Origin of the sequence: Nocardia rhizosphaerihabitans, assembly GCF_014646295.1 — a bacterium.
GTDB lineage: Bacteria > Actinomycetota > Actinomycetes > Mycobacteriales > Mycobacteriaceae > Nocardia > Nocardia rhizosphaerihabitans.
In genome coordinates this window covers 210,892-233,894 of the sequence record NZ_BMNE01000007.1, presented here as the reverse complement: position 1 = coordinate 233,894, position 23,003 = coordinate 210,892, and the positions used below count along the sequence as shown (strand labels likewise).

At 65.9% G+C, this 23,003-nt stretch carries 22 protein-coding genes and 1 pseudogene; 12 read left to right on the top strand and 11 right to left on the bottom strand.

Features of this window, described 5'->3' with window-relative positions; translation table 11 throughout:
- Positions 1-58: 58 nt before the first annotated feature.
- Complete coding sequence (locus IEY60_RS28060) at positions 59-619, top strand: hypothetical protein (protein WP_189033498.1); 561 nt, start codon at positions 59-61, stop codon at positions 617-619.
- A gap of 767 nt (positions 620-1,386) precedes the next feature.
- Here the strand turns inward: IEY60_RS28060 and IEY60_RS28055 are convergent.
- Positions 1,387-1,685 (bottom strand): annotated as a pseudogene (locus tag IEY60_RS28055) (TetR/AcrR family transcriptional regulator); the annotation flags it as partial.
- A 257-nt stretch (positions 1,686-1,942) separates the two neighbouring features.
- Positions 1,943-2,503 (bottom strand): GNAT family N-acetyltransferase, encoded by a 561-nt coding sequence (locus IEY60_RS28050; protein ID WP_189033497.1) that lies wholly within the window; start codon positions 2,501-2,503, stop codon positions 1,943-1,945.
- Between the two features lie 339 nt (positions 2,504-2,842).
- Here IEY60_RS28050 and IEY60_RS28045 point away from each other — a divergent pair, with 339 nt between their 5' ends.
- On the top strand, positions 2,843-3,844 hold the full coding sequence (locus IEY60_RS28045) for an alpha/beta hydrolase family protein (protein ID WP_229740186.1): 1,002 nt from the start codon (positions 2,843-2,845) through the stop codon (positions 3,842-3,844).
- 64 nt (positions 3,845-3,908) lie between these two features.
- Here IEY60_RS28045 and IEY60_RS28040 read toward each other — a convergent pair whose 3' ends face one another.
- Entirely contained in the window at positions 3,909-5,141 is a 1,233-nt protein-coding gene (locus tag IEY60_RS28040) for a saccharopine dehydrogenase family protein (RefSeq protein ID WP_189033495.1), read from the bottom strand.
- A 465-nt stretch (positions 5,142-5,606) separates the two neighbouring features.
- Between IEY60_RS28040 and IEY60_RS36585 the strand changes: the two genes are divergently transcribed.
- Positions 5,607-6,713, top strand: coding sequence for an FAD-dependent oxidoreductase (locus IEY60_RS36585; RefSeq protein WP_373291777.1), 1,107 nt, complete (start codon positions 5,607-5,609; stop codon positions 6,711-6,713).
- A gap of 185 nt (positions 6,714-6,898) precedes the next feature.
- Complete coding sequence (locus tag IEY60_RS35995; RefSeq protein WP_229740185.1) at positions 6,899-7,267, top strand: hypothetical protein; 369 nt, start codon at positions 6,899-6,901, stop codon at positions 7,265-7,267.
- Here the strand turns inward: IEY60_RS35995 and IEY60_RS28025 are convergent.
- The 5 genes from IEY60_RS28025 to IEY60_RS28005 form a co-directional block, all read right to left on the bottom strand.
- Entirely contained in the window at positions 7,230-8,108 is an 879-nt protein-coding gene (locus IEY60_RS28025; RefSeq protein WP_189033493.1) for a PaaX family transcriptional regulator C-terminal domain-containing protein, read from the bottom strand. The genes IEY60_RS35995 and IEY60_RS28025 overlap by 38 nt on opposite strands.
- 547 nt (positions 8,109-8,655) lie before the next feature.
- On the bottom strand, positions 8,656-8,862 hold the full coding sequence (locus IEY60_RS28020; protein WP_189033492.1) for a hypothetical protein: 207 nt from the start codon (positions 8,860-8,862) through the stop codon (positions 8,656-8,658).
- A gap of 251 nt (positions 8,863-9,113) precedes the next feature.
- Entirely contained in the window at positions 9,114-9,260 is a 147-nt protein-coding gene (locus IEY60_RS28015; RefSeq protein ID WP_189033491.1) for a hypothetical protein, read from the bottom strand.
- Positions 9,261-9,570: 310 nt separating this feature from the next.
- Positions 9,571-9,645, bottom strand: a complete 75-nt coding sequence (locus IEY60_RS36285) for a 4-hydroxy-2-oxovalerate aldolase family protein (RefSeq protein ID WP_268241495.1) — start codon at positions 9,643-9,645, stop codon at positions 9,571-9,573.
- A gap of 550 nt (positions 9,646-10,195) precedes the next feature.
- Positions 10,196-10,546 (bottom strand): HNH endonuclease, encoded by a 351-nt coding sequence (locus tag IEY60_RS28005; protein ID WP_229740184.1) that lies wholly within the window; start codon positions 10,544-10,546, stop codon positions 10,196-10,198.
- Positions 10,547-10,938: 392 nt separating this feature from the next.
- On the opposite strand from IEY60_RS28005, the gene IEY60_RS28000 reads away from it, so the two are divergent.
- Positions 10,939-12,393 carry a flavin-containing monooxygenase gene (locus IEY60_RS28000; protein ID WP_189033489.1) on the top strand — a complete coding sequence of 485 codons (1,455 nt, stop codon included), beginning with the start codon at positions 10,939-10,941 and terminating at the stop codon, positions 12,391-12,393.
- A 901-nt stretch (positions 12,394-13,294) separates the two neighbouring features.
- Here IEY60_RS28000 and IEY60_RS27995 read toward each other — a convergent pair.
- Positions 13,295-13,639 carry a zinc ribbon domain-containing protein YjdM gene (locus tag IEY60_RS27995; protein ID WP_189033488.1) on the bottom strand — a complete coding sequence of 115 codons (345 nt, stop codon included), beginning with the start codon at positions 13,637-13,639 and terminating at the stop codon, positions 13,295-13,297.
- Between the two features lie 25 nt (positions 13,640-13,664).
- Positions 13,665-14,468, bottom strand: coding sequence for an alpha/beta fold hydrolase (locus IEY60_RS27990; RefSeq protein WP_189033487.1), 804 nt, complete (start codon positions 14,466-14,468; stop codon positions 13,665-13,667).
- 101 nt (positions 14,469-14,569) lie between these two features.
- Between IEY60_RS27990 and IEY60_RS27985 the strand changes: the two genes are divergently transcribed.
- The 5 genes from IEY60_RS27985 (at position 14,570) to IEY60_RS27965 (ending at position 20,503) form a co-directional block, all read left to right on the top strand.
- On the top strand, positions 14,570-14,884 hold the full coding sequence (locus IEY60_RS27985) for an ArsR/SmtB family transcription factor (RefSeq protein WP_189033542.1): 315 nt from the start codon (positions 14,570-14,572) through the stop codon (positions 14,882-14,884).
- An 85-nt stretch (positions 14,885-14,969) separates the two neighbouring features.
- Entirely contained in the window at positions 14,970-16,793 is a 1,824-nt protein-coding gene (locus IEY60_RS27980; RefSeq protein WP_189033486.1) for a phosphoenolpyruvate carboxykinase (GTP), read from the top strand.
- Between the two features lie 2 nt (positions 16,794-16,795).
- Positions 16,796-18,433 carry a SulP family inorganic anion transporter gene (locus tag IEY60_RS27975; protein ID WP_189033485.1) on the top strand — a complete coding sequence of 546 codons (1,638 nt, stop codon included), beginning with the start codon at positions 16,796-16,798 and terminating at the stop codon, positions 18,431-18,433.
- 444 nt (positions 18,434-18,877) lie between these two features.
- Entirely contained in the window at positions 18,878-19,564 is a 687-nt protein-coding gene (locus IEY60_RS27970; RefSeq protein WP_189033484.1) for a helix-turn-helix transcriptional regulator, read from the top strand.
- Between the two features lie 66 nt (positions 19,565-19,630).
- Entirely contained in the window at positions 19,631-20,503 is an 873-nt protein-coding gene (locus IEY60_RS27965) for an alpha/beta hydrolase (RefSeq protein ID WP_268241494.1), read from the top strand.
- Between the two features lie 14 nt (positions 20,504-20,517).
- On the opposite strand, the gene IEY60_RS27960 is transcribed toward IEY60_RS27965, so the two are convergent.
- The gene (locus IEY60_RS27960; RefSeq protein WP_189033482.1) at positions 20,518-21,006 is read right to left on the bottom strand and encodes a DUF6326 family protein; all 489 of its coding nucleotides are present in this window, start codon (positions 21,004-21,006) and stop codon (positions 20,518-20,520) included.
- Between the two features lie 159 nt (positions 21,007-21,165).
- Between IEY60_RS27960 and IEY60_RS27955 the strand changes: the two genes are divergently transcribed.
- Positions 21,166-22,305, top strand: a complete 1,140-nt coding sequence (locus tag IEY60_RS27955) for a sensor histidine kinase (RefSeq protein WP_189033481.1) — start codon at positions 21,166-21,168, stop codon at positions 22,303-22,305.
- On the top strand, positions 22,302-22,958 hold the full coding sequence (locus tag IEY60_RS27950) for a response regulator (RefSeq protein WP_189033480.1): 657 nt from the start codon (positions 22,302-22,304) through the stop codon (positions 22,956-22,958). The genes IEY60_RS27955 and IEY60_RS27950 overlap by 4 nt, the downstream gene beginning before the upstream one ends.
- The last annotated feature ends 45 nt before the right edge of the window (positions 22,959-23,003 follow it).

The following is a 23,003-nucleotide window of genomic DNA, read 5'->3' as shown; positions in this document are numbered from 1 at the left end:
ATCGGCTACTGTCCCCGCACACCCATTCCCGCGATACAGCCCGCTGCCGAGCCCGGATATGCTGTCGGACACGGGGAGTCTCGACGACGCGATCGACAAGAACCGCCAACGCATGACCCGGCAGGATCAGGCCGAGAACGCCGCGGCCGCCGAGAGAGCCGCCGGCGCACGACAAGCCGAGGACCTCATCCGAGAGGCCGCCGAGAAGTTCGCTCCACTGGCCGCTCTTCAGCTGATCCTGGGGCGGCCCCGCAAGCTGTTCGACCGGGGCAAGGCCATCGTCAGCTCGATCGGCGAGAAGCCCGGCACCTACACCGCCGTCGTGGCGATGCGCTGCTGGGCCGTGTCGTCGAAGCTGCGCTACAGCCATGCAGTTCTGACCGAACGCGGGCAGCTGGCGCAGGTGGACCACGTCGACCGGATCACGATCAACACCGAGTCGGCTAGGCAACTTTGCCGCTCGATGTCGCGAAGAGGATCATGGAAGCTTCACTGGTGTGCAATTCCAAAGCACTCTCACGCCAGGATCCGCTGGGTCCTGGCTCAAAGGCTTGGCCTTCGTCTGCGGGCGATGGACGTTCTGAGCCCTCGCAGCATCCGACAGACCAGTGAAACCTGACGAGATGTAGGTGGCTGGCGGCTGCGGGATCTACAGAGGGGTGGAGGAAGGGCTGAACTATGTTGGAGGCTGGTGGTGGTCGGTGGAAAGTGAATGTAAATCGGGTGTTTGGCGTGCAAACCTGCAGGTGAGTCAGTGTGCTCCCCGCGCGAGCGGGGATGAGCCCGAAGCCCAGGTTCGGCGGGTACTGGTGGAAGAGTGCTCCCCGCGCGAGCGGGATGAGCCCAGCTCAGCGTCGAGCAAGTGCTCGAGGTCTCAGTGCTCCCCGCGCTGGCGCGCAGCCCGCGGCGACAACTTCGCCTGGGGATCAGGAGGTCTCGGCGATCGCATTCACCTACCCCGCCCCTCGAAACCTCCGACGGTGCTGAACGACTCCCGAGCGAGCGCGCCGAGCCGATCAAGTTCCCCTATCAGATCAGCACCAGGACTACGAAGTCTTCATCGTGTGGGGTACGCACCAATGAGCACGTGAAGTGGCGAGTACGGATCGAATGGAGCACCGTCGTCACCTCCGGCACGACGGTCATCGACGACAAGGTACGACCCTTCGAAGTCGCTGCGTCTGGTCCAGCACCTCGAGAGGCCGCGGCGCTCTACCCCGTCTCATCGTCGTGCTCCTGTAGTTGGTCGTCCAGGTTTGCCAGGGATGTTTCGAGTGCGTCGATGTCCCAACGGAATTCCTTTCCGACTCGGATGGGCTTGGGCAGATCCAGCGCGTCGACCGCATTCGTCACGCGCAGCGGCGATTCGGTGTCGGTGCGGCTTTCTCGCCACGGCTCGGCCGACTCCCGCACCGGCGTAGCGGGTTTCGAGGGCGCACCGACGGCGGTGTCGAACATGAGCGCGGTCAGCTGCTCCTTGCCCGGCACGTACCGGTACAGCGACATGTTGGTGAAACCGAGGCGTTCGGCCAGGCGCTGCATGGAGAGCTTGGCCAGGCCTTCGGCGTCGGCGACCGCGATGGCCTCGGCGACGATCCCCTCCAGCGTGAGCGCGGGCTTGGGGCCGCGTTTCGGGCGCTGCTGGGGGTCCCCGACAGCAGCTCGACGGTAGTCGGTGACGGCATTGGCTGATCCTTCCGGAAACCCGCTCGGTGAACTTTGCCGAAGAAGCCACGGGCGAGGCCTGCTTCCATCAGCGAAATCTGACGGTCATCAGCTGGCGTGTCGGGCGATCCGAACGCGGCCGGCGTATGCCCTTGCCGATGAGTGACTGTGGGTCGGCTGAAGGTGGTCAACTCCTTGGATGCTCGACTGACCGAAGGTCGGCAACGTCCATGCCGCGCGCCAGTGAGATCGGGTCATCGATGGAGCTCAGGGCGGACTACCAGCGGAGTACGATTTCGATTTCATCGTCGTCGTCGCCGTAGAAGACACCGGTGGGCACGAAGCCGAGCTTCTCGTAGAACGGCGCCGGACTGGAGGGGCCTTGGCCACAGCCGGCATAGAGTTCGCTGATTCCACGGGCTTTGAGACTCTCGACGATCATTTCAATCGCTCCGCGGCCGACTCCTGAGCCCTGGTACGGTCCTGCCACCATCAGGCGCCAGAGGAACACGCCATGGCATTCGAGCCCGTCCTCGTAGTCGTAGCCGTTGTGCAGCATGATGAATCCGGCCGGGTCCTCGCCGACGTAGATAGCGCGGAACCAGGCGCTTTCGGAAAAGTGCGCGTCGGCGATCGAGATCGCGTTGTCGGCGACCATCGCCCGCTGTTCGGTTGTGAGGGTTTCGCTCAGGTCGCATATGTCGGCGACGGTGCGTGCGGTGATACGGCGCAGGGTGATCTTTTGTCCTCCTTCGGCCAGCGGGCGCTGCGGTGTGCATGCAGCTGCTGCTGATCGGGAGTTGTTCTGTGACAACTGAGTGCTCTGGAATGCTGACATCATTCGACCATATCTATAACGAACGGTCGAGGCACGATAGTTATATGTGACTATCCTCTCGGCGTCGGCTGCGCACTGTCGAGCCCGCCCTGTGTCGAGCATGCTTCGCGCACATGTCTCGGAACTGCGGCGAAGCGAGTGCCAGCTTCCCAAGTCGCACCCGGATGCCCCATCGGTCAGCTGAACCACCCTCGATCGCCGACCAGATACGTACGACTGTAAAACTATCGCTTCTGATACGTTAGCTATATGAATAGGTCAAGTGATACATTGTCTTCCCCCGCCGGGTCTTCGGCCAGGGGCGCTGCAGGCAGACCCCGTCGGGGGTTACGTCGTTCGTTGATCGCGGTCGGCTGTGTGCTGGCGTTGGTGGTGGGTGTGGGCGGGTGGGTGATCTACGCGAACGACTTCGCCATCCGGCAGGAGGAATTGACGATTTCCGGGTTGGCCCAGCCTCTGAAGGCGACCTTGGCACTGCCCGAGCACGGGAAAGGGCCTTACGGTCTGGTTGTATTCGTGCATGGGGACGGGCCTGCCGATGCCACCCGAGACTCGTTCTACGAACCGATCTGGGAGTCGTTCGCCAAAGCCGGGTACGCGTCGTTGTCCTGGAACAAGCCGGGAATCGATGGGGCGCCGGGGAACTGGCTCGATCAGAGCATGCACGATCGAGCGGCCGAGGCCGAGGCGGCGATTGCGTGGGCGCGCCAGCGCGATGACATCGATCCGCGTCGGATCGGCATGTGGGGGATCAGCCAGGGCGGTTGGGTCGTGCCTGAAGTGGCGGCGAATCTTCCCGATCTGCAGTTCGTGGTTCTTGTTGGCACGGCGGTGAATTGGTTGCGACAAGGTGAGTACAACCTGCTCGCCGAGATGCGGCACCGAGGCGCTTCTCAGTCAGAGATCGCCGCTGCTCTCGATCGCCGCAACGCCGGTTTGCAGGCGCTCCGCGAGAACGCTACCTATGAGCAATATCTTGCGGCCCAACAAGACTCGGACCCGATGTCGGAAGACCGCTGGAATTTCGTTCAGCGGAACTATCGCTCCGACGTGACCACGGTTTTACCGCAGGTCAAGGTGCCGGTGCTGCTGGTGCTGGGCGACGACGATCTCAATGTCGACGTCAATGAGACCGAACGCGTCTATCGCGAGATCCTTCCGCCGGAGCAGCTCACGGTGCAGCGCTATCCGAACGCCTCGCACAATATCGTCAAGGCCCGCTTCGACAACGATCAGGACTGGCGGGCGGCTGTGGTGGCGCTGTTGGCGCCACGCACGCTGTACGCACCCGGCTACCTGAATTCCTTGCGTGAGTACGCCGAAAACCAACCGGTTCGTTGAACTGAGTTCGCTCCAGCGAATCGAGAGGGGCCGGTCCGAGATCTGGACCGGCCCCTGGTGTCGTTTATGCGATTGGTTCCTGCTCGACCCGATACACAGGGGCGCTGCCTGACCGACGACCTAACGCGACATCCAGAACCTCGAAGAACCGCGCGGGGTCGATAACGGCTTCGGGCGGGTGCACGCCCGGCCGACAGGCTGAGCCGTCGATGACCTGCGCCATACCGATCGCCAACGGGATTCCGGTGACACGCGCCATATCGCCGAGCAACGTATGGACCGGGTCATCCGGGGGGCCGGTCAGGTTGAGGTGGGCCAGGACCATGTGCGGGCGGCCCTGCTTGGTGCCAGACACCGCTGCGAAGAATGGCGGCAGAGTGCCAGGCCCCTTCGCGCTCAGCGCGGTCGGTGCCGAGCGGAGGATCCGCAGCAGATTCGGGTCGGCGAAGGCGCCTGCCGCGGCTTCGTTGGTGAGTCTTCCCTTGTCGATATCGCGGCGAAGGGTATCGAGGTAGGCCATTGCCCAGGTACTCATCACCATCAGATTGATCGCATCGCCGCTGGGTTTCAGGGTGCGCTGCAAAGTGATCGGCTCCGGGTGGCCGATGGAGTACGCGGTGCCACGTCGTCCGCCGGGAAGCTCCAGTGTGACCGGGCGAAGGGGGCGTTGCACGCTGAGCCGACCGGCGGTCACACCTTTGATCGTGCCGCTGCTCTGCTGCATCCAATGCACCGCCGCGGCAGAGGGACGACCGTCGGGCCCGAGTAGTTGCGCGTCGTCTCGGGTCGTATCACCGGCACCGTCGCCGTCGACTGGCCACGCGGTGTAGGCGTCGCGAACCGAATCGAGTTCCGCGGCAGCGAGTGCCGCCAGCAAATTGCTGATGCCCGGGCTGGCGCCCATGCCGATGATCGCGCACACTTCCCGAGCCCGCGCCGCCGCGTCGAGTTCGAGCATCTGCAGCGTGGGTTCCCAGTCGTCGCAGATATCGAGGTAGTGCGTCCGCGTGTCGATCGCCGCTTGCAGCACCGCCAGCCCGAAACGGTAGTAGGGCCCCACGGTATTGAGCACCACGTCGACCGGTGCGAGCGCCGCACGCAACTGAACATCGTCGGTGACGTCCACCTCGATCGCCCCGACGGGCACAGGCGCGTCGACCAAGCGGCGTGCCAAACCTTGGGCGGCAACCAGATCTCTGTCTGCGACAACGATTTCCGTCACGCCTGGGATATTCACCGCGGTTTGCACGGCCACGGTGCCCATCGCACCCGGCCCGCCCAATGCAAGAACCTTCATCGGATGCTCCTAACTTCCAAGTCTGGGGGGTTGTTCCTTCAAGCGCACGGCGCCGTGCACCACTTCGCTTGTGGCCGGCAAAGCGCCCTTCCATCGCCGTCTGGGCGCGGGACCCGCGAGAGAGGGCGTTGGAACCTGCCGCCACACCGCTGATCCCCGGTGCCCGGGTAACGACGCGACAGGTCCGGCCGCAGGGCCTCGCTGCGGTGATCGTGCGCGGTACTGCCCGACAGCACGCCGCGCGGGCGGTGCTCCGCGGCCGCAGCTGGGGGCGCCAGGACCGTTCCAGTTGTGATCGCTGCCGCAACGAGCAGCAACGCTGCCCTGCCCATCAGAGAGTTCATCGCCATACCTTCGTTCATAGTAGATACGATCGTATCAGGTACGATAGTTGAATAGACAGGCGAATGGAGCGTGAGCGAGGTGGTCGTGCCTTCTTCTGGGATCGCCATCCCATCTACGCCGATGCGGCATGTGGGCATCGACTGCCCCTGCAAGATCGGCGACGTTCGGCCGCGCAGGCGTGAGCTCCCCCGCCCGCGAGCTCTCGAGCAGACAGCGACCGACGTCATCGTCATCGTCATCGGATCGGGTGCGGTGGGAGCCGCCATCGCTTACGCCTTGGCGCGCAACAAAATCCGCGTAACCTGTATCGACCTCGACGTGCGCGGCGCGGGAGTGACCAGCAGCGCGTTCGGGTGGATCGGCACAACTCACACCGACAGCGGCCCGGAGCTGCACCGCGACGCCATCGCTGACTTCCGCGCGCTGGACGCGGACCTCCAAGGTGTGTTAGCGGTCTCCTGGGCAGGGCCACTGACCTGGCTCCGAACCCCGGAAGACACCGAATCGTTCGTGAGAACACAACAAGGGCTGGGTTTCCCGACCGAGGCCGTCGATGCCGAAAGCTTCACTCGTCTGGAACCCGCCTTGGGTACCCGACCGGAAATCGCGGCGTACGCACCCCCACGAAGGCGCTGTTGCCCCAGGACGAATGCGACGAACCCTGCTGGCCGCCGCCCGCGACCTCGGTGCTCGGATAGTGGAGGCTGCCGTCTCCGAAATCGCGGTCGGGAGCGACGGCCGAGCACAGGTTTTCTCCGATGCCGGCGTCTTCCACGCGCGGTACGCGGTGTTGGCGAACGTGCTCGGCGCCCCCGTCTGGCCGCGCAGGTGGGAACCGCTCTCGCGGTCGAGTCCGCACCGGCGATCCGATACACCTTCCGAACCAGCACGCCACTGTCGCGGCGAATCCTGTCCGGCCCGGATTTCGAGATCCGGCCCTGGCGCCGAGGAACCTATCTGGGTGCCGAGGACTATGTGGCATCGGAAGACCCGCACCGCCCCGTGATGCGCGTACACCAGGCACTCGACGCCGTCCGAGTTGATTTCGGCGTGCGAAATCCCCTGCAAATGCTGGACTTTCGCGTCGGCTTCCGGCCGATACCCGCTGCTGGTCGACCTTGCCTAGCCCCCCTTCGCAGCGCCCCAGGTCCTGGTCGCGTGTATGCATCCAGGAATCACCCTGGCACCTGCCGCTGCTTGCCGGGCACTGCACCACATCACCGGTAGCGCCGAGCTCGCTTCGATCTGAACCAGGGGTGCCGATGGCAAACCACAACACTGCGCTTACGTGCTCGCGCGGACTCCATCACTTGCGCCCCACTAGGCGTCTCGTCTTTGTCGAGTCCGCTCTCGGGCTGGTTCTGGGGGCAGTGACGTTGCCGCAGTCCTACCCACCAGCCGGAGAATCGCCGATGTGGGCACAACTGCTCGGCTTGTCATTCCTGCTGACGGCCCTGTGCGCGAACCTGTACCTGTGGCAGCGGATTGTCGCCGCGGGTGTGGGATTGCGTTCTCACCCGGCGGCGGTCTCCGCTGAACAGCAACTGCGCGAATTCATCCTGGACGAGCGCCGGCTCCGGATCGCGACCATCGGATACGCGGCCGCGATCTGTGCCCTGGTGCCGCTGCCGCCCTCATGGCGATGGTTTTGGTTTCTCTTCACCCTGCTGGCCACAGCGTTGACCGCCGTGTTGCTGCGCCGGATGTGGTGCGTCGAGGTGTGCGGCCTCGGTGAATCCCGGCCTACCACGTGCGAGCAGCGTTGGTGGCCCCGCCGGTGACCTTCGAGTACCAGCGGAACAGTCGAACAGGTTGCGCCGGTTCGGATTTGAGAAGTTCCGCCCAGCAGGCCGCCGCCGCCGCGCGCGCGGCCGTGCCGACCCACGGCTGAGGAAGCAGCTGAGGTGGCAGCAGCGGATCCGGCTCCATAGCGTGGGTGAACTCCGCGGCCAACGCGACGGCGATCGTCAGATGCCGAACACCGGAGGATTCCCGCAGCTCCTGCAAATACTGCTCGGCGACCCTCAGCAGCCGCCGGTGGCCCTCGGCGATCCGGTCGAGCGGCCATAACTGCTCGGCAATATCGCGTGGGGCGATATGCCGGCCGATGGTCAGATCGGCGCTTGTGAGTGTGGTGATGTGGTCGGAAACGCCCAGCGTTGTTGCGGCGGAACGGATTCGTTCCGCCCACGGATTCGCCGAAACGTAGAGGCCACCCTGAATCGGCGCGCCACCGAGCCGCAGGATGGTATCGCGCATGGAATCACGTGCATGCCGCGCGGATTCAGGAACACCGAACGCCACCAGGTGCCAACGCCCGTCCCAGGAAACCTCGCCACGATCCTGGGCATACATGTAGCGCACGAAGTCGAGATCGGGTTCGAGACTGTTGCGTGTCAGCTCCGTCGCGCGCAGCACAGCCTTACGGCCGCGACCCTCCTGAACGAACCGGCCCTCCGCCACCAGCCGCTTGATGCAGAGCCGGACCTGTTGATCGCTCATACTGAGCGCATTGGCGACATCGTAGAGCTCGCCAGCATCGATCGTCGCGTCCTCGCGGACCAGACTCTCCACCAGAGTGCGGGTGGAGATGTCGGTGTCCTGGAACTGGCCCTCGCCCACATTCGCCTCTGCTCTGATCCGGACGAGCTGCAACTATCGCATCTCGTACGTTCGGTTACGTCTCGATCGTCCACTATACGGTCAAACTGGGCGGAGCTCAGGCGGGCACAACCAAGAGCTAGGCGCACACACCAGGCACAGCAGTAGCTTGCCCCAACGCACCCCGGACTCAGTCCAGCAGCGGTGCACCACCGCAGGCATGTCCACCTTTGCAGCTGTCATGTGCTCGCGACGGACTCACCACTGACCACGAACGATGCTCCGACGCGAACGCCCTCGATTCGGCATTTACGTGCGTTTGTCGGCGCGCGTGCCCAGCGGCGTTTCGGTGCGCTGCCCAGGTACTTCGCCATCATCGCCGCTCCTTCGTCAGGCGGATCGGTAACCAGATGTGGATCGCGGAGAGGATCGCGCGAATCCCCGGGACCGACGACAGCTGCACCATCAGCCTCGCAATGCTCGACCACCCCGGGAACCCATGGGACCGCCAGTACATCGCGGAAAAGCAATCGAGATGTTGCGTTCCTGGCCGACGGCAGCAACGACATCAGCGCACAACCTGCGCGCGCGCCTGATCGACCTCGGTTACTTTGCCGCATACAACACAGCGCTGCCTGAAGCTGGGGTCGGTGCCGCCGGTCACCAGTGAGGCGGGGCAGTAGCAATCCCAGTTCAGGGGACGGATGGCTACTGCGCCCTGCGGCGCCGCGCCCTCGTCACGGCCGACCGGCTTCCCGCGGACTTCGTCGGTCACCGCTGGAAGGGCTGGTGCCGCGAGCCTCCGACATCCCGAGCTCGACACACAAATGCCACACACTTTTGACCGGAATTGATCGGAATCGATGGGAAGTTTCGGGGGTTTCTGACTGGCGAAACAGATTCTGTACCAGCATCTTTGGGCATTCGCTGGTACGGTCCGACTGAGCTGACCCGCTCGCTGGAACGCCCCGTAGTCCACCGGAAGCGGGTCATTTTTGGCATACTGGGTCATAATTGTGTCAGAAATCACAATATCGACCACCCCGGCAATTGGATCATCGGCACACCGGCCTGCCCGAGCCGCCGCGGCCCCTCGACGAGGAACGTCGACATGTACACATCAGCAGCGTGCACCTCATCGAGGATCACGACCTTGCCGGCGAGCCCTGCCATACGCAACATCACACCGAGGCGGGGCCGACTCCGATCCCAGACAACACTCTGGGCCATGGTGTGGACCATCCCCGCGAGTGCGGGGCCGACGGGCAGGGCTCGACGGCTCGGGCCGGAATCGTCGGACCAACCACCGACGTCGCGTCGGCCCCGCAGCGGCGGGGATCCTCGACGACATCGACCGCTGGCACCGGCCACCAGGTCACAGGAGTTCCAGCCCCAGTGTCGTGTCGTAGCCCGACGTCGTCGATCCTGCCGTGGTGGCTCGCAGGATTTCGTGCGCGGGTACGCCTTACCGCTGCACCGCGGCCTAGGCATGCAACAAGAAGCTCGAGTACACGCCGGAATGGCCCTGCACGATCGAAGACCGGTCCGCCCACGGCAACCGGACGACGTCAGCCGACCCGTGGAGCCACGCAGCGGCTACCGCACTGTCCCAAGCCGCGAACCCGCCGGAACGGGTGTGCTCGATGAGTGGCTAGGACATCGGGTCTGCGGTGATCAGGCATTCGGCCGGGCAGATCACGAGTGCGCCGCTGGTCCGGCAAACGGTCTTCAGATGCACGCAGCAAAGTACGCCGCTTGGAATCTCCAAGTTTTCGAGGCACTGCGTCATCGGCGGCGACGTCGCGACGTAGGCCGACTGTCGGCGGTCACCGCTACGCTCGATGAAATCTACAGCTCAGTCCGTCGATACAAGGGGAACCACCATGACCGACCTGCACCCGAAGACCCTCGGCCCCGCGCGGCTGCCGCTGTTCAGCACCCAACCTCACTGTGACGCAACCCCGTCAACTGTCGACAGGGTCCCCGGTAACCAGCTGCCTACCTTCCTCGCCGCCCCGGCTGCACACGAGCAAGACCGGCCGTGTTGACCAGTCATAGGGTCTGTCGCCCCGAGGCCGCTGGAGAACTTCCACCATCGCTTTAGGCCGCTAGGCGAACCGGGTAGTGAGCTCGGCCGCGATCTCGTAGTGGCGCAGGAGGAATGAGCGTTCGTCGAGCTTCTTGCGCCGCAGCCAGCCTGTCACTTCGGCGTTGCACTTGCTGGCGTTGCACGACCCACACGCGGGTACGACGTTGCCGAGTGTGTAGCGGCCGCCGCGCGAGATGGCCTGCACGCAGTCCTTCTGCAGCGAGGTGGCGGGGGAGCCGCAGTAGGCGCAGCCGCCCCAGGACCTCTTGAGTGCGTCCCATTGCGTGTCGGTGAGGTCATGGGTGACGCGCGCCATCCGCTTCTTGCGTTTGCGCGCGGCGCGAACCTGTTTGCTACCGCCAGTCGGCACGAGGTGAGAATACGCGTCGCGATGGTCGACAGGTCGGAGGCTGGGCACACTTTCCGTCCCAGAACGCACCATGGGTACCGGCCAATCCGTTCCTCGGTGACGACGTCGGAGAGCCCATCGGAGCACAGCAGGAAGCGGTCGCCGGGTTCGGCGTCCCCACGGCCGTCAAATGGTCGGATGGGCGTGCTGTTGACACGCGGCTACTGTCGAGGACGCATCCAGCCGCCTCCGCACCGGCAACACCAACGTCATGGCCTCATACGGCTAGGATAGAGGCAACTCTAATTGTGTGTGTGAGCTCCGGCGGCTGCTCGAAATCGCCTTTCGAGAACCTTCCGTCGCTGCGCGTCTGGTGAATACTGTGCATTTCGCGACGGCATCAAGGAGCACGTATGAGCGAGGCCACCCACCTGAATGTTTTGATCGTGGGCGCTGGACTGTCGGGAATAGATGCTGCTGTCCACGTCAGCCGTGCCTTTCCGGCGAAGAGCTATGCGGTGCTGGAACAGCGAGGAGAATTGGGTGGGACCTGGAGTCTGTTCCAATATCCGGGTATCAGGTCGGACTCCGACATGTACACCCTCGGTTTCGGATTCAGGCCGTGGGATGGGGAAAACGCCATCGCGGACGGCGCCGACATCCTGTGCTATCTGCGTGAGACGGCAGCGAAGTACGGTGTGGATCAGCGGATCCGATACCACCACCGAGCTACCAGATTCTCCTGGTCCACAGACGAGAAGTGCTGGACGGTGGCGATCGAACACGTCGATACCGGTGAAACGTCGACGCTCACCTGCGACTTTCTGTTCTCCACGAGTGGCTATTACGACTACGACCATGGCTACACACCCGACTGGCCAGGCCTGGACGCCTACCGCGGCACACTGGTCCATCCGCAACACTGGCCGAAGGATCTGGACTACACCGGTAAGCGGGTGGTCGTGATCGGTTCGGGCGCCACCGCGGTCACGCTCATCCCATCGATGGCCCGCGAGACTGCACATATCACCATGTTGCAGCGGACGCCCACCTATATTGTGAGCCAGCCTCGAAAGGACCCATTTGCCAAGGTACTGAACAAGATCCTGCCCGGCAAGCTGGCTGCCAAGGTGATCCACGCACGCTATGCCGCCGTGACAATCGGTTTCTACGAGTTCTGTCGCCGCAACCCCAAGACGGCCAGAGCCTTGTTGGAACGGTGGGCGAAGGTCCACCTACCTGACGGTTTCGACTACGCCAAACACTTGCGCCCACCGTATGATCCGTGGGATCAGCGGCTGTGTGTGGTGCCCGGAGCCGACCTGTTCAAAGCGATCCACAGCCACAAGGTCGACATCGTCACCGACATCATCGAGCGGTTCACCACCAATGGCGTCGCGCTCACTTCGGGCCGCGAGCTCGAGGCCGACATCGTAGTGACCGCCACCGGTCTCGAGGTGGTCCCGATGGGTAAGGCCGAGTTCTACGTCGACGGTGAGCAGATCGAACTGGGCAATACGTTCACCTACAAGGCGATGATGCTCAGCGACGTCCCGAACTTCGCCTTTGTCATCGGCTATTCCAATGCTTCCTGGACTCTGAAGGCGGATCTGGTCTGCGAGTACGTCACGCGATTACTCGACTACATGGACCAGCACAACCTGAAGGTTGTCGTCCCGCGACTGGCGGAGGGTCTCGAGCCGAAGCCGTTGCTCGACCTCACCTCCGGCTACCTGCAGCGCGCGGCCGGCAAACTACCCGTCGCCGGTGACCGCGACCCGTGGCGGCTGAAACACAACTGGTACTTCGACAAGAAGGCGCTGCGGAACAGCCGGATCGACGACGGTGTGGTGGCGTTCTCCGAATGAGCCCGCGCCGACCGCGCTGCGCGGCTCAGCGGCGATGATGGCGCGGTAGTGTAGATCCCGCAGCCAACTACTCTTTCGTTTTGTCGCAGATCGATGGTACGGGCGGTTCCGGAGGGTCGATGGCTACGTTGATGTCACCGCTGGATTCGGTGTTCTTGGTGATGGAATCCAGGGAACACCCCATGCATCGTCACTGGACCGGTGGGGATCGGGGAAACGGTCACGGGGACCGGTCAGTTCGTCCGAGCGCTGCAGCGTCGGCGCGCCGAAGTGTCGAAGGCGACCGGCTGAAAGCTGGAAAGCATGGTCAGCGCCCCACAGGAATCCCACACATTAACTGGAACGCTCGCCAGGTGGTCGCAGGTTCAAATCCGGTCAGCCCGACTTGGGAGACCTGCACCTACGCAGGGCGAATCCGTTCACTGTCATTCGACGAAGACGGGTCGATTCTTGCCGCGGAGTGTGGGGATGGCACAGCTCGCCTGTGGAACGGCCACGGCGAACTATTGGCGGTCGTACCCGCCGCCGGCGGATGGAGCCGGACTGTTGCCCTCGACTCTGCTGGATCACACCTGGCTGTGGGAGCGGGAACCGACCGACCCGTGGCCGTGTCACGATCGTCAGCGCGGGCGGTATGACCACCTTGACCGCTCCTCAGTCCGCGATCGGAGTCTGATGTCCAACAGCACCGCCTCCGCTGATGGGTATGCCACAACCACACCCTCGAGGTGGGAGGCGGCGGTTGACGGCTGCGCTTGCCCAGTAGCCGGTGAGACCGCAGAGCAATGCGTTGATGAAGGCTGGATCGGTGTCTCGGCTGTCGGCGATGGCTGGTGTGAGCATAACGAGATCGACCCAGGGCGCTCCGGTCATGCCCGATCGACGACAGCCACGGGTCGGTTCAGACTTTCTTCACCACGCTGGACTTCAACTGCATCGGACCGATGCCGTCCACCTTGCAGTCGATGTCGTGATCGCCGACGCCCTGCACCAGGCGGATATTGCGCACCTTGGTGCCCGCCTTGATGCCAGTCGGGCTGCCTTTGACTTTGAGCGTCTTTACCACGGTCACGGTGTCGCCGTCGGCGAGCACATTGCCGACGGCGTCGCGGATCACGTCGTCCGCCGTATCGGCCGCGGCGGCGGGTGCCCATTCGTTGGCGCACTCGGGGCACACCAGCAGGGCGCCGAGCTCGTAGGTGTATTCGCAGGAGCACGTGGGACAGGGCGGGATCGAGTCGCTCATGAGGATCCTTCGAGTTGGTGGGTGATCAAGCGGCGGAGAGGAATTCGACGAGTACGCGGTTGATCTCGTCGGGCCGTTCGAGATAGCCGTAGTGCCCGCAGCGTTCGATCTCGGCGTAGCGAGCGCCCGGGATCGCCTCGGCGACTTCACGGCAGAACCGCGGCGGCACCATCTGGTCGTCGGCGAACCCGACGACCAGGCTGGGCACGGTGATCCGCCGATACGCCTCGCGCCGGTCCTGCGACCGATCCATCCCCAGCTGCGCGCGAGTGCCTGGAGTGCCCTTGCCCGAGGTGAATTCGAAGATGTCGAGCCATTCCTGCGCCTTGGCCGGATCGGCCAGGGTGTGCGGGGACAGATTGAGCATCGCCTTGACCGCGGCCGCATACTCGGGCGGCAGCTGAATCCCCTTGTCGAACAACGCCTGCTCACCCCGGTTGAGCATGCTCGACACCGGGTGCGGACGAGCGGTGGCGGCGAACATGACCGCCTTGCCCAGCAGCTCGGGCCGCGCCAGCGCGAGCTCGGCCACCACCCGCGACCCCATCGACGTACCGACCACATGGGCGGGCGCCCCCAGGTGCTCGATCAGCGCCGCGGTGTCACCGACCAGGTCGGCCATGGTGATCCCCGCCGCCGATTCCGACGACGGCGCGATCCCCCGATTGTCGACCGTGACAACCCGGAACCCGGCCTTGACCAGCGCGGGCACCTGATAGGTGCGCCAGACGCGGCCAGGACTGCCACTGCCCATCACGAGCAGGACCAGCGGTCCCGACCCGGTGACGTCGTAGTTGAGCTGGATGCCGTTGAGTGAGACGAGGGACATATCTCTCCTGTTAGCCTGTTTGCTAAAGTTAGAAAACACCATACCGCCACAGCAGGACGGGGTTCGCCACGGTGCCAGGACTGAGCAGGCCGCTGTACCAGATGAAGGCCGACTTCTTCAAAACCCTCGGCCACCCGGTCCGCATCCGGGTACTGGAGCTGCTCAGCGAGCGCGAACACGCGGTCTCGGAGATGCTGCCCGAGGTCGGCGTGGAGGCGGCGAACCTGTCTCAGCAGCTGGCCATCCTGCGCCGGGCCGGTCTGGTGACCGCGCGACGCGAGGGACTGTCGGTGACCTACGAACTCACCTCGCCGCGAGTGAAGGAGCTGCTGATCGTGGCTCGCGCGATCCTCACCGGCGTCGTCGCCGGACAGGCCGAACTGCTCGAGAACCCCACCGAGTCCACGGTCGCCTGACCCTTACCCGCCACCGCTCGACCCACGCCCACTGATTGCATACTTTCTAAACTAGCCACCTAGCAAGTTGACAAGGAGAACACCCGTGACCGCGAGCTCCGCGCCGACGACGGTTCCGACCGACCACCCGGCCATCCTGCGCTGGGTCGACGAGACCGCCGAACTGACCGCGCCCGAACGCATCGTCTGGTGCGACGGCTCCGCCGACGAATGGGATCGCCTGACCTGCGAACTCGTCGAGAAAGGCACCTTCGTCCGGCTCACCGGCAAACCCAACTCCTTCTGGTGCGTCTCCGACCCCGACGACGTCGCCCGCGTCGAGGACCGCACCTTCATCTGCTCCGAGGACGCCACCGACGCGGGCCCGACCAACAACTGGGTCGACCCGGTGGACATGCGCACCGTGATGACCGAGCACTACCGCGGCGCGATGACGGGCCGCACGATGTACGTCATCGCCTTCTGCATGGGCCCGCTCGACGCCGCCGAACCGAAGTTCGGTGTGCAGATCACCGATTCACCGTATGTGGCGGTGTCGATGCAGATCATGACCCGCTCGGGGGCGCCGGTCTGGGAAAAGCTCACCGGCGACACCGAATTCGTGCAGTGCCTGCACTCGGTGGGCGCGCCGCTGAGCGAAGGCCAGGCGGACGTGCCGTGGCCGTGCGATCACACCAAGTACATCGCGCACTTCCCCGAGTCGCGCACCATCTGGAGCTACGGCTCCGGCTACGGCGGCAACGCGCTGCTGGGCAAGAAGTGCTTCGCGCTGCGGATCGCCTCGGTCATCGGGCGCGACGAGGGCTGGCTGGCCGAGCACATGCTCATCCTCAAGCTCACCTCGCCGCAGGGCCGGACGCACTATGTGGCCGCGGCGTTCCCGTCCTCGTGCGGCAAGACCAATCTGGCGATGCTGGAGCCCGCGCTGCCAGGCTGGCGGGCCGAGACCATCGGTGACGATATCGCCTGGATGCGCTTCGGCGCCGACGGCAGGCTGTATGCGGTGAATCCAGAGGCCGGGTTCTTCGGCGTCGCGCCCGGCACCGGCGCGCGCACCAATCCCAACGCGATCGCCACCATCGACCGCGGCAACTCCATCTTCACCAACACCGCGCTCACCGATCAGGGCGATGTGTGGTGGGAGGGGCTGACGAAAGAGCCGCCCACCCATCTCACCGACTGGCGCGGCAACAACTGGACCCCGAGAACCGGAACCCCTGCCGCGCACCCGAATTCGCGATACTGCACGCCGATCGAGCAGTGCCCCTCGGTGGCGCCGGAATGGAACGACCCGACCGGCGTGCCGATCTCGGCGATCTTCTTCGGCGGACGCCGCGCGAGCACCGTGCCGCTGATCGCCGAGACCTTCGACTGGGCGCACGGCGTGTTCACCGCCTCGGTGCTGTCCTCGGAGACCACTGCCGCGGCGACCGGCGCGGTCGGCGTGGTCCGGCGCGATCCGATGGCGATGCTGCCGTTCCTCGGCTACCACGTGGGCGACTACTTCGCGCACTGGCTGCAGCTCGGGGCCCAGGCCGATCCGGCGAAGCTGCCGAAGATCTTCCAGGTCAACTGGTTCCGTCGCGACGCCGACGGCACCTTCCTGTGGCCCGGCTTCGGCGACAACGTGCGCGTGCTGAAGTGGGCGCTGGAACGACTCGACGGCACCGCCGACGCCGAGTGGACGCCGATCGGCTACGTCCCCACCGCCGACGCCCTCGACCTGGCCGGGCTCGACGAGGCCGACCGCGCGCTGGTCGAGCAGGCGCTGGCCGTCGATGCCGCCGAATGGGTCACCGAGACCCGGTCCATCGACGAATGGTTCGCCGGCATCGGCGGCAACCGGCTACCGGACGAACTGCGCGAGCAGCTGGCCGCACTGAAGTTGCGCCTGCTCGGCAACCGCTGACCATGCGGGCACTGCTGCCGACCTGGTCGGAGTGGAAGCCCGCCTTCCTGGCGCCGGGCACGGATCTGATGGCGGGGCTGATCGTGGCGCTGGTGGCATTGCCGCTGGCGCTGGGATTCGGCATCAGTTCCGGGCTCGGCGCCGCCGCGGGCCTGGCGACGGCGATCGTGGCCGGCGCGCTGGGCGCGGCGTTCGGCGGCTCGCGCTTCCAGGTGTCCGGGCCGACCGGCGCGATGACCGTGGTGCTGGTGCCGATCGTGCACGAGCACGGCGCGTCCGGCGTGCTGACCGTCGGCCTGATGGCGGGCGTGCTGCTGGTGGCGCTGGCCTTCGCCGGTGTCGGCCGGGCGGTGCGCTTCATGCCAGCCCCGGTGATCGAGGGGTTCACCGCGGGCATCGCGGTCGTGATCGCGCTGCAACAGGTTCCGGGCGCGCTGGGGGTGTCCGGAGCCGAGGGCGAGAAGGTCTGGCAGTCGGCCTTCGATGCCGTGCGGCGGTTCATCGACGACCCGCACGCGACCGCGCCGGTGACGGCGCTGGTGGTGGCGGTCGTGATCCTGATCGGCGGGCGCTATCTGCCCAAACTGCCGTTCGCGCTGGTCGCCGTCGCGGTGACGACGGTCGTCGGCAGCGTCTTCGACCTGGATCTCGCCCGCATCGGGACGATCCCGGCCGGGCTGCCCGCACCCTCGTTCGGCTTCCTGCACCTCGACGACCTGACCACGCTGCTGTTGCCCGCGCTCGCGGTCGCTGCGCTCGCCGCGCTGGAATCGCTGCTGTCGGCCACCGCGGCCGACGCCATGGCCGTCGGCACCCGCCACGATCCGGACCGGGAACTGTTCGGCCAGGGGCTGGCCAACATCGCTGCGCCGCTGTTCGGCGGCGTGCCCGCGACCGGCGCGATCGCCCGCACCGCGGTCAATGTGCGCTCGGGTGCGCGCACCCGGCTGGCGGCGCTGACGCACGCGGCGATCCTGGCGGGCATCGTCTACCTGGCGGCCGGTCTCGTCGCCGATATCCCGATCGCGGCGCTGGCCGGTGTGCTCCTGGCGACGACGGTGCGGATGGTCGAGGCCGCCTCCTTGGCCGCGATCGCGCGCGCCTCGCGGGGAGACGCGATCGTCATGGCGGTGACCTTCTTTGTCACCGTCGCGTTCGACCTGGTCACGGCGGTGGCAATCGGCATCGGTTTCGCGCTCGTGCTCGCGGTGCGCGCGGTCGCCCGCGAGGCGAGCCTGCACCAGGTCCCGCTCGACGAGAGCGATCATCTCGGCGAGGAACACGACCTGCTGCGTGACCACATCGTCGCCTATCGCATCGACGGCCCGCTGTTCTTCGCCGCCGCCCACCGCTTCCTGCTGGAGCTGTCCGAGGTCGCCGACGTGCATGTGGTAATCCTGCGCATGTCGCGCGTCACTGCCCTCGACACCACCGGCGCCCTTGTCCTCGCCGACGCCGTCACCAAACTCCAGCACCGCCACATCACCGTCCTGATGTCCGGTCTGCGCGACGACCACCGCGCCCGCCTCGCCACGATGGGCGCGCTACCAGCGGGCGGTGAGGACGCGGTGTTCCCCGACACCGGTGCGGCCATCGCCTACGCTCGTCGTTTGTTCCCCATCACCCGTCGATCGCACTGATATCGGGACCCCGATCGAGTCGAGAAACCTCGTAGCGCCGCAGGGAGATACCGCCAGCGCGCAGGCGGATCGGATTCCTGAAATGGTGTTGTTGTGAGGTCATCCGGGCGGTGTCCTCTTCTGTTTCGTAACCTCGACGGCGCGGTCCTGGGAAGACCGATCGGCCGTGACCGCTTCTCAGACGGAACCTCTCGATGACGTCACGTCGAGCCGGCGCTGAGGCGTAGCCGCTGTCATCGAACGGTGTCGGCATGGTGGACTCTCGCTGGTATCGGGTGTGTCACCGGCCGTGTAATGTCCATCCACGGTGACGATTCGGGGGCCGCCGTTTCGCGGCGGTGTCGCAGCGCTCCCGTGCCGCGTATATTTCAGCCGATGCACGCGTCGGACGAGCGACAGCCATTGATCTCGCGGTGGTCTGGCATAGGGCGCTTGCGTCCCGGTGTGCTCGAGATCGAGGGTCCGCTGGGAAGTCTGCCGGGACATTCTCACCACTCCGTGCAGGTGGCCGTCGCCCACCAGGGGACGTTCGTCATCGAGGATCTCCAGGGTCGTCAGCGACGTACGAACGCGGCGATCGTTCCCGCCGATCAGTCGCACGCGTTCAGCGCCGCCGGGGCCTGGGGCGTCGTGGCGCACGTCGAGCCCGAGTCTTCCCTGGGTGCCGAGCTGATCGAGCTGGTCGATGATCCGTCCCACGCTCGCGCCTGGGATCACGCGGGACAGACTTTGACCAAGGGTCACAGCGCGTACGTGGAAGGACGCCTGCGCTCTCCCGGAAACACCTCGCACCCGCTTCATCCGGGAGTCGCCGCCGCGCGCACCCGCCTTCAGACCGAGCTGGACTCACGACCCATCCGGCTTCGCGACCTCGCCGCGAGCGTTCATCTGTCGGAGAGCCGGCTGTCCCATCTCTTCGCCCAGGACCTCGGAATCACCTTCCGGGCTTACGTGAGATGGCTCCGGCTGCTCCGGGCGACCGCAGCGGTCGCGCAGGGACGGACGCTCACCGATGCGGCTCACCTGGCGGGGTTCACCGACAGCTCCCATCTCACGAGGACGTGTCGCCGAACCTTCGGCGGCCCTCCCACCGCGTTCAGCACGATCCGTTGGGAGATCCTGCCGACCTAGCAGGTTGGTCCAATCCTGGACCGAGGGGAAGCGGCGAGGCTCGAGCAGACCAGAAAGGAACTGCTCGTGAACAACTCACCCATCGTCGACTCCTTCACACCGGACGGCGGCGGCCCCCGACTCACCTCACTTCGCTGGGTCCCGAGCGGGCCACCGCGGGCCAGTGTCGTCATCATGCACGGTCTCGGCGAGCACGCCGCCCGCTACGACAGCACGGCTCGGTTGTTCACCGCGGCTGGTTTTTCCGTGGTTGCCATGGACTACGAAGGATTCGGGCGATCCGAAGGACGCCGCGGCGACGTCCGATACCAGTCGACGGCGCGGGCCGTGGACCATCTCATCGCACACGAGCGTGCGCGAACGGGCGGCGCACCGGTCGCGCTGTACGGCCACAGCCTGGGCGGGCTCTACGCGTTCCTCTACGCAGCGGACCGGCCGGGGACGGACGTGGCCGCGGTGGTGGTGACCGGACCCGCTTTCGACTCGGAGCTGCGGAACCAGCGGCTCAAGGTGGCCGTGGTCAGGAGCCTCGGCCGCGCCTTCGCCACCCTGACATTGCCGAACGGGCTGCGCTTCGAGCGTGTCAATCGCGACCCCGACGTCGTCGCCGAACGGTACGCCGATCCCTTGGTCCATGGGCGAGCGACCGCACGCTTCGCGATCGACGTCTTGGCACAGATGGATCGCGTGGCATCGGCTGCCACCCGAGTCGCCGTACCACTGCTCGTGGTTCACGGTGACGCCGATCTGATCAATCCGCTCTCCGCCAGCCGCCGGGTGGTCGACCTCGTGCCGTCGGCGACACTACGGACCTGTCCGGGCGTTTACCACGGGTTGGAGGATGAAGCCGAGGGGCCGGTCATCCTGGGCGAGGTCATCGCATGGATCGACCGGACGCTTCGCGGCGAGAAGCCCGACACCAAGGGGAGTCCGGGGTAACCACTGCTCTTGGTTCACGCTTGCTGCTGCGCGCGAACGGTTTCGGGATCCGGGCTGGTCGCCATGGTCGCCGAAGGTGCGGTGCGGGGCCAGGTCCAGGCGTACCGCAGGATGAGGGCGAGAAGGATCACTTCCAAGACGATGCCGAGGCCGTAGAAGTACAACCAGGATGCGCCCACCACGTTGAATACCGTGACGGGGACGTAGAGCGAAGCCACGATGAGGTTCGCGATGCGGTTCACTCCGGCGGGCAGCGTCATCGACAGCAGGACCATGAAGATCGGGACCGCCATGAGGATCAGCGCCGTGGTCGAAAAGGTCTGGGAGAGAGCGAATTCGAAGACCCTGCCGTCGAGGATGTCCTCGACGACGCCGGGCGTGAAGAAGTTGAGAATGTCCACGTAGGCGTACAGGAACATGAAGCTCGTCCACGCTGCGGCGAGCTTGGCTCGCACCGGCATCGGCTGGTCTTCCAGGGTGGTGGTGGGTTGAGGTGTTTTCATCATGGGCTCCGTTGTCGGGCGGATCGGTAGGTCCACGATCGCTGAGCCCGGCGCCGGGCACACCGGCCCGGAGGCTGGAGTTCACCTGGCCGATGGCATGGTCTCTGTCTCGTACTTTCAGCGGATACGCCGAGGCGCGCCGATCCTTATGCTGAAGCCGTGGTCACTGTCCGGCGCTCCCTCTGGCATGAGCCGCGGCCTGGGGACGCTCCGCCCATCGGTCGTCTCGACTGGCTGCTGGTGGGGGTGTTCGCGGCCGCCACCTTGGTCGAAGGCGTCGTTGCGACGGACTTGGCCTGGCGACCCCTTGTGGTGGTGCTCGCCCTGGCGCTGATGCCTGCCCTGCTCTGGCGGCGAAGCCGCCCCCTGACGGCCGCCCTGGTCGGGTGGGGCGTCGCCGGGATGCTCTCGGTCCTGCAGCTGACTGCGCATGCCGGGGACCTCGGCCTCTACTCCATGATGGCCGACTTGATCCTGCTCTACTCCCTGGTGCGGTGGGGTTCGGGACGGGAGATCGTCTCGGGGACGGCGTTCGTGGCAGTCGTCGTCGCACTGGGGATGTACGCCTCCTCCGCGGGCTGGGCCGACGTTTTCGGCGGAAGCGTCCTCTTGCTGTTGTTCGTCGCCCTGGCGGCGGTGTTCCGCTACCGCGCGGACCTCTGGCATCGCCAACAGCGCGAGATCCGCAATCAGGAACGGATGGCGCTGGCGCGCGAGCTCCACGACACCGTGGCCCACCACGTCTCGGCCATCGCGGTGCAGGCGCAGGCCGGTGGCGTGGTCGCCGCCATCCAGCCTGAGAAGGCTGCCGAGGTCCTGGCCGCGATAGAGTCCGAAGCGTCGCGAACCCTGGCAGAGATGAGATCCATGGTGCGGGTGCTGCGTGCGGAGGAAGCCGTCGCCTACTCACCGCAACTGGGTGTCGCGGACCTGCCTGCTCTGGCGCGCGCCGACGCGACGCCCACCGTCGAGGTCTCGCTGGACGGTTCGTCGACCCGGTTGGCACGACCCGTAGACGCCGCGCTCTACCGGCTCGCGCAGGAGTCACTGACCAACGCCGTACGGCACGCCCGGAGCGCGACCCGCGTCGGGATCGACGTACGCCGGGACGGCGACGCCGTCAGGCTGCGGGTCAGCGACGATGGACAGACCGAGCCGGGGCCGGTCCCGGAGCCTGGATTCGGACTGCTGGGCATGGCCGAACGCGCCCAGCTCCTCGGCGGGTCGCTCTCCGCGGGGCCGGGGCCCGGCGGTGGTTGGGTGGTCGAGGCGGTGCTGCCCGTGGATGGGCTGGCATGAGCATTCGTGTGGTAGTAGCCGACGACCAGGACTTGGTCCGGACCGGGCTGGTGATGATCCTCGGCGCGCAACCAGACCTCGAGGTCGTGGGGGAGGCGGCAGACGGGCTCGCAGCGCTCGACCTGGCGACCCGGCTGCGTCCCGATGTCCTCCTGGTCGACATCCGGATGCCCGGGCTCGACGGCGTCGAGGTGACGCGACGCCTTGCCGGGCCAGGCGTCACGGGCCCGATGGCGGTCGTCGTGATCACCACCTTCGACCTCGATGAGTACGTCCTCGGCGCCCTACGCGCCGGCGCCCGCGGCTTCCTGCTCAAAGGTGCCGGGCCGGAGCTCCTCGTGCAGGCCATCCACGCGGCGGCCAACGGGGACGCGCTGATCGCCCCCAACGTCACCCGCCGGCTGCTGGCGACCTTCGCCGACCAGGCGCCGGTGGTACCGGTCCAGCCCGTCGACCCGCTCACCGGGCGCGAGGAGGAGGTGCTCGCGCTGGTGGCACGCGGCCGGACCAACGCCGAGATCGCCATCGAGCTCTTCGTCGGCCTGAGCACGGTCAAGACCCACGTCGCATCGTTGATGAGCAAGCTCGGCGCCCGCAACCGCGTCGAGATCGCGATGTGGGCATACGACACCAGACGCGTGCGAGCCGATTAGCGGGTGCAGATTGCAGCGTGGGCCCGTGGGGTCCGGTCGCGAAGC

What these genes read in the sequence shown, in the direction of transcription:
- IEY60_RS28060 (WP_189033498.1), top strand. Translation starts at nt 59, where the DNA reads ATGCTGTCGGACACGGGGAGTCTCGACGACGCGATCGACAAGAACCGC.
- IEY60_RS28050 (WP_189033497.1), bottom strand. Translation starts at nt 2,503, where the DNA reads ATGTCAGCATTCCAGAGCACTCAGTTGTCACAGAACAACTCCCGATCA.
- IEY60_RS28040 (WP_189033495.1), bottom strand. Translation starts at nt 5,141, where the DNA reads ATGAAGGTTCTTGCATTGGGCGGGCCGGGTGCGATGGGCACCGTGGCC.
- IEY60_RS36585 (WP_373291777.1), top strand. Translation starts at nt 5,607, where the DNA reads ATGCGGCATGTGGGCATCGACTGCCCCTGCAAGATCGGCGACGTTCGG.
- IEY60_RS35995 (WP_229740185.1), top strand. Translation starts at nt 6,899, where the DNA reads ATGTGGGCACAACTGCTCGGCTTGTCATTCCTGCTGACGGCCCTGTGC.
- IEY60_RS28015 (WP_189033491.1), bottom strand. Translation starts at nt 9,260, where the DNA reads ATGGCAGGGCTCGCCGGCAAGGTCGTGATCCTCGATGAGGTGCACGCT.
- IEY60_RS28000 (WP_189033489.1), top strand. Translation starts at nt 10,939, where the DNA reads ATGAGCGAGGCCACCCACCTGAATGTTTTGATCGTGGGCGCTGGACTG.
- IEY60_RS27995 (WP_189033488.1), bottom strand. Translation starts at nt 13,639, where the DNA reads ATGAGCGACTCGATCCCGCCCTGTCCCACGTGCTCCTGCGAATACACC.
- IEY60_RS27990 (WP_189033487.1), bottom strand. Translation starts at nt 14,468, where the DNA reads ATGTCCCTCGTCTCACTCAACGGCATCCAGCTCAACTACGACGTCACC.
- IEY60_RS27985 (WP_189033542.1), top strand. Translation starts at nt 14,570, where the DNA reads ATGAAGGCCGACTTCTTCAAAACCCTCGGCCACCCGGTCCGCATCCGG.
- IEY60_RS27975 (WP_189033485.1), top strand. Translation starts at nt 16,796, where the DNA reads ATGCGGGCACTGCTGCCGACCTGGTCGGAGTGGAAGCCCGCCTTCCTG.
- IEY60_RS27960 (WP_189033482.1), bottom strand. Translation starts at nt 21,006, where the DNA reads ATGAAAACACCTCAACCCACCACCACCCTGGAAGACCAGCCGATGCCG.
- IEY60_RS27950 (WP_189033480.1), top strand. Translation starts at nt 22,302, where the DNA reads ATGAGCATTCGTGTGGTAGTAGCCGACGACCAGGACTTGGTCCGGACC.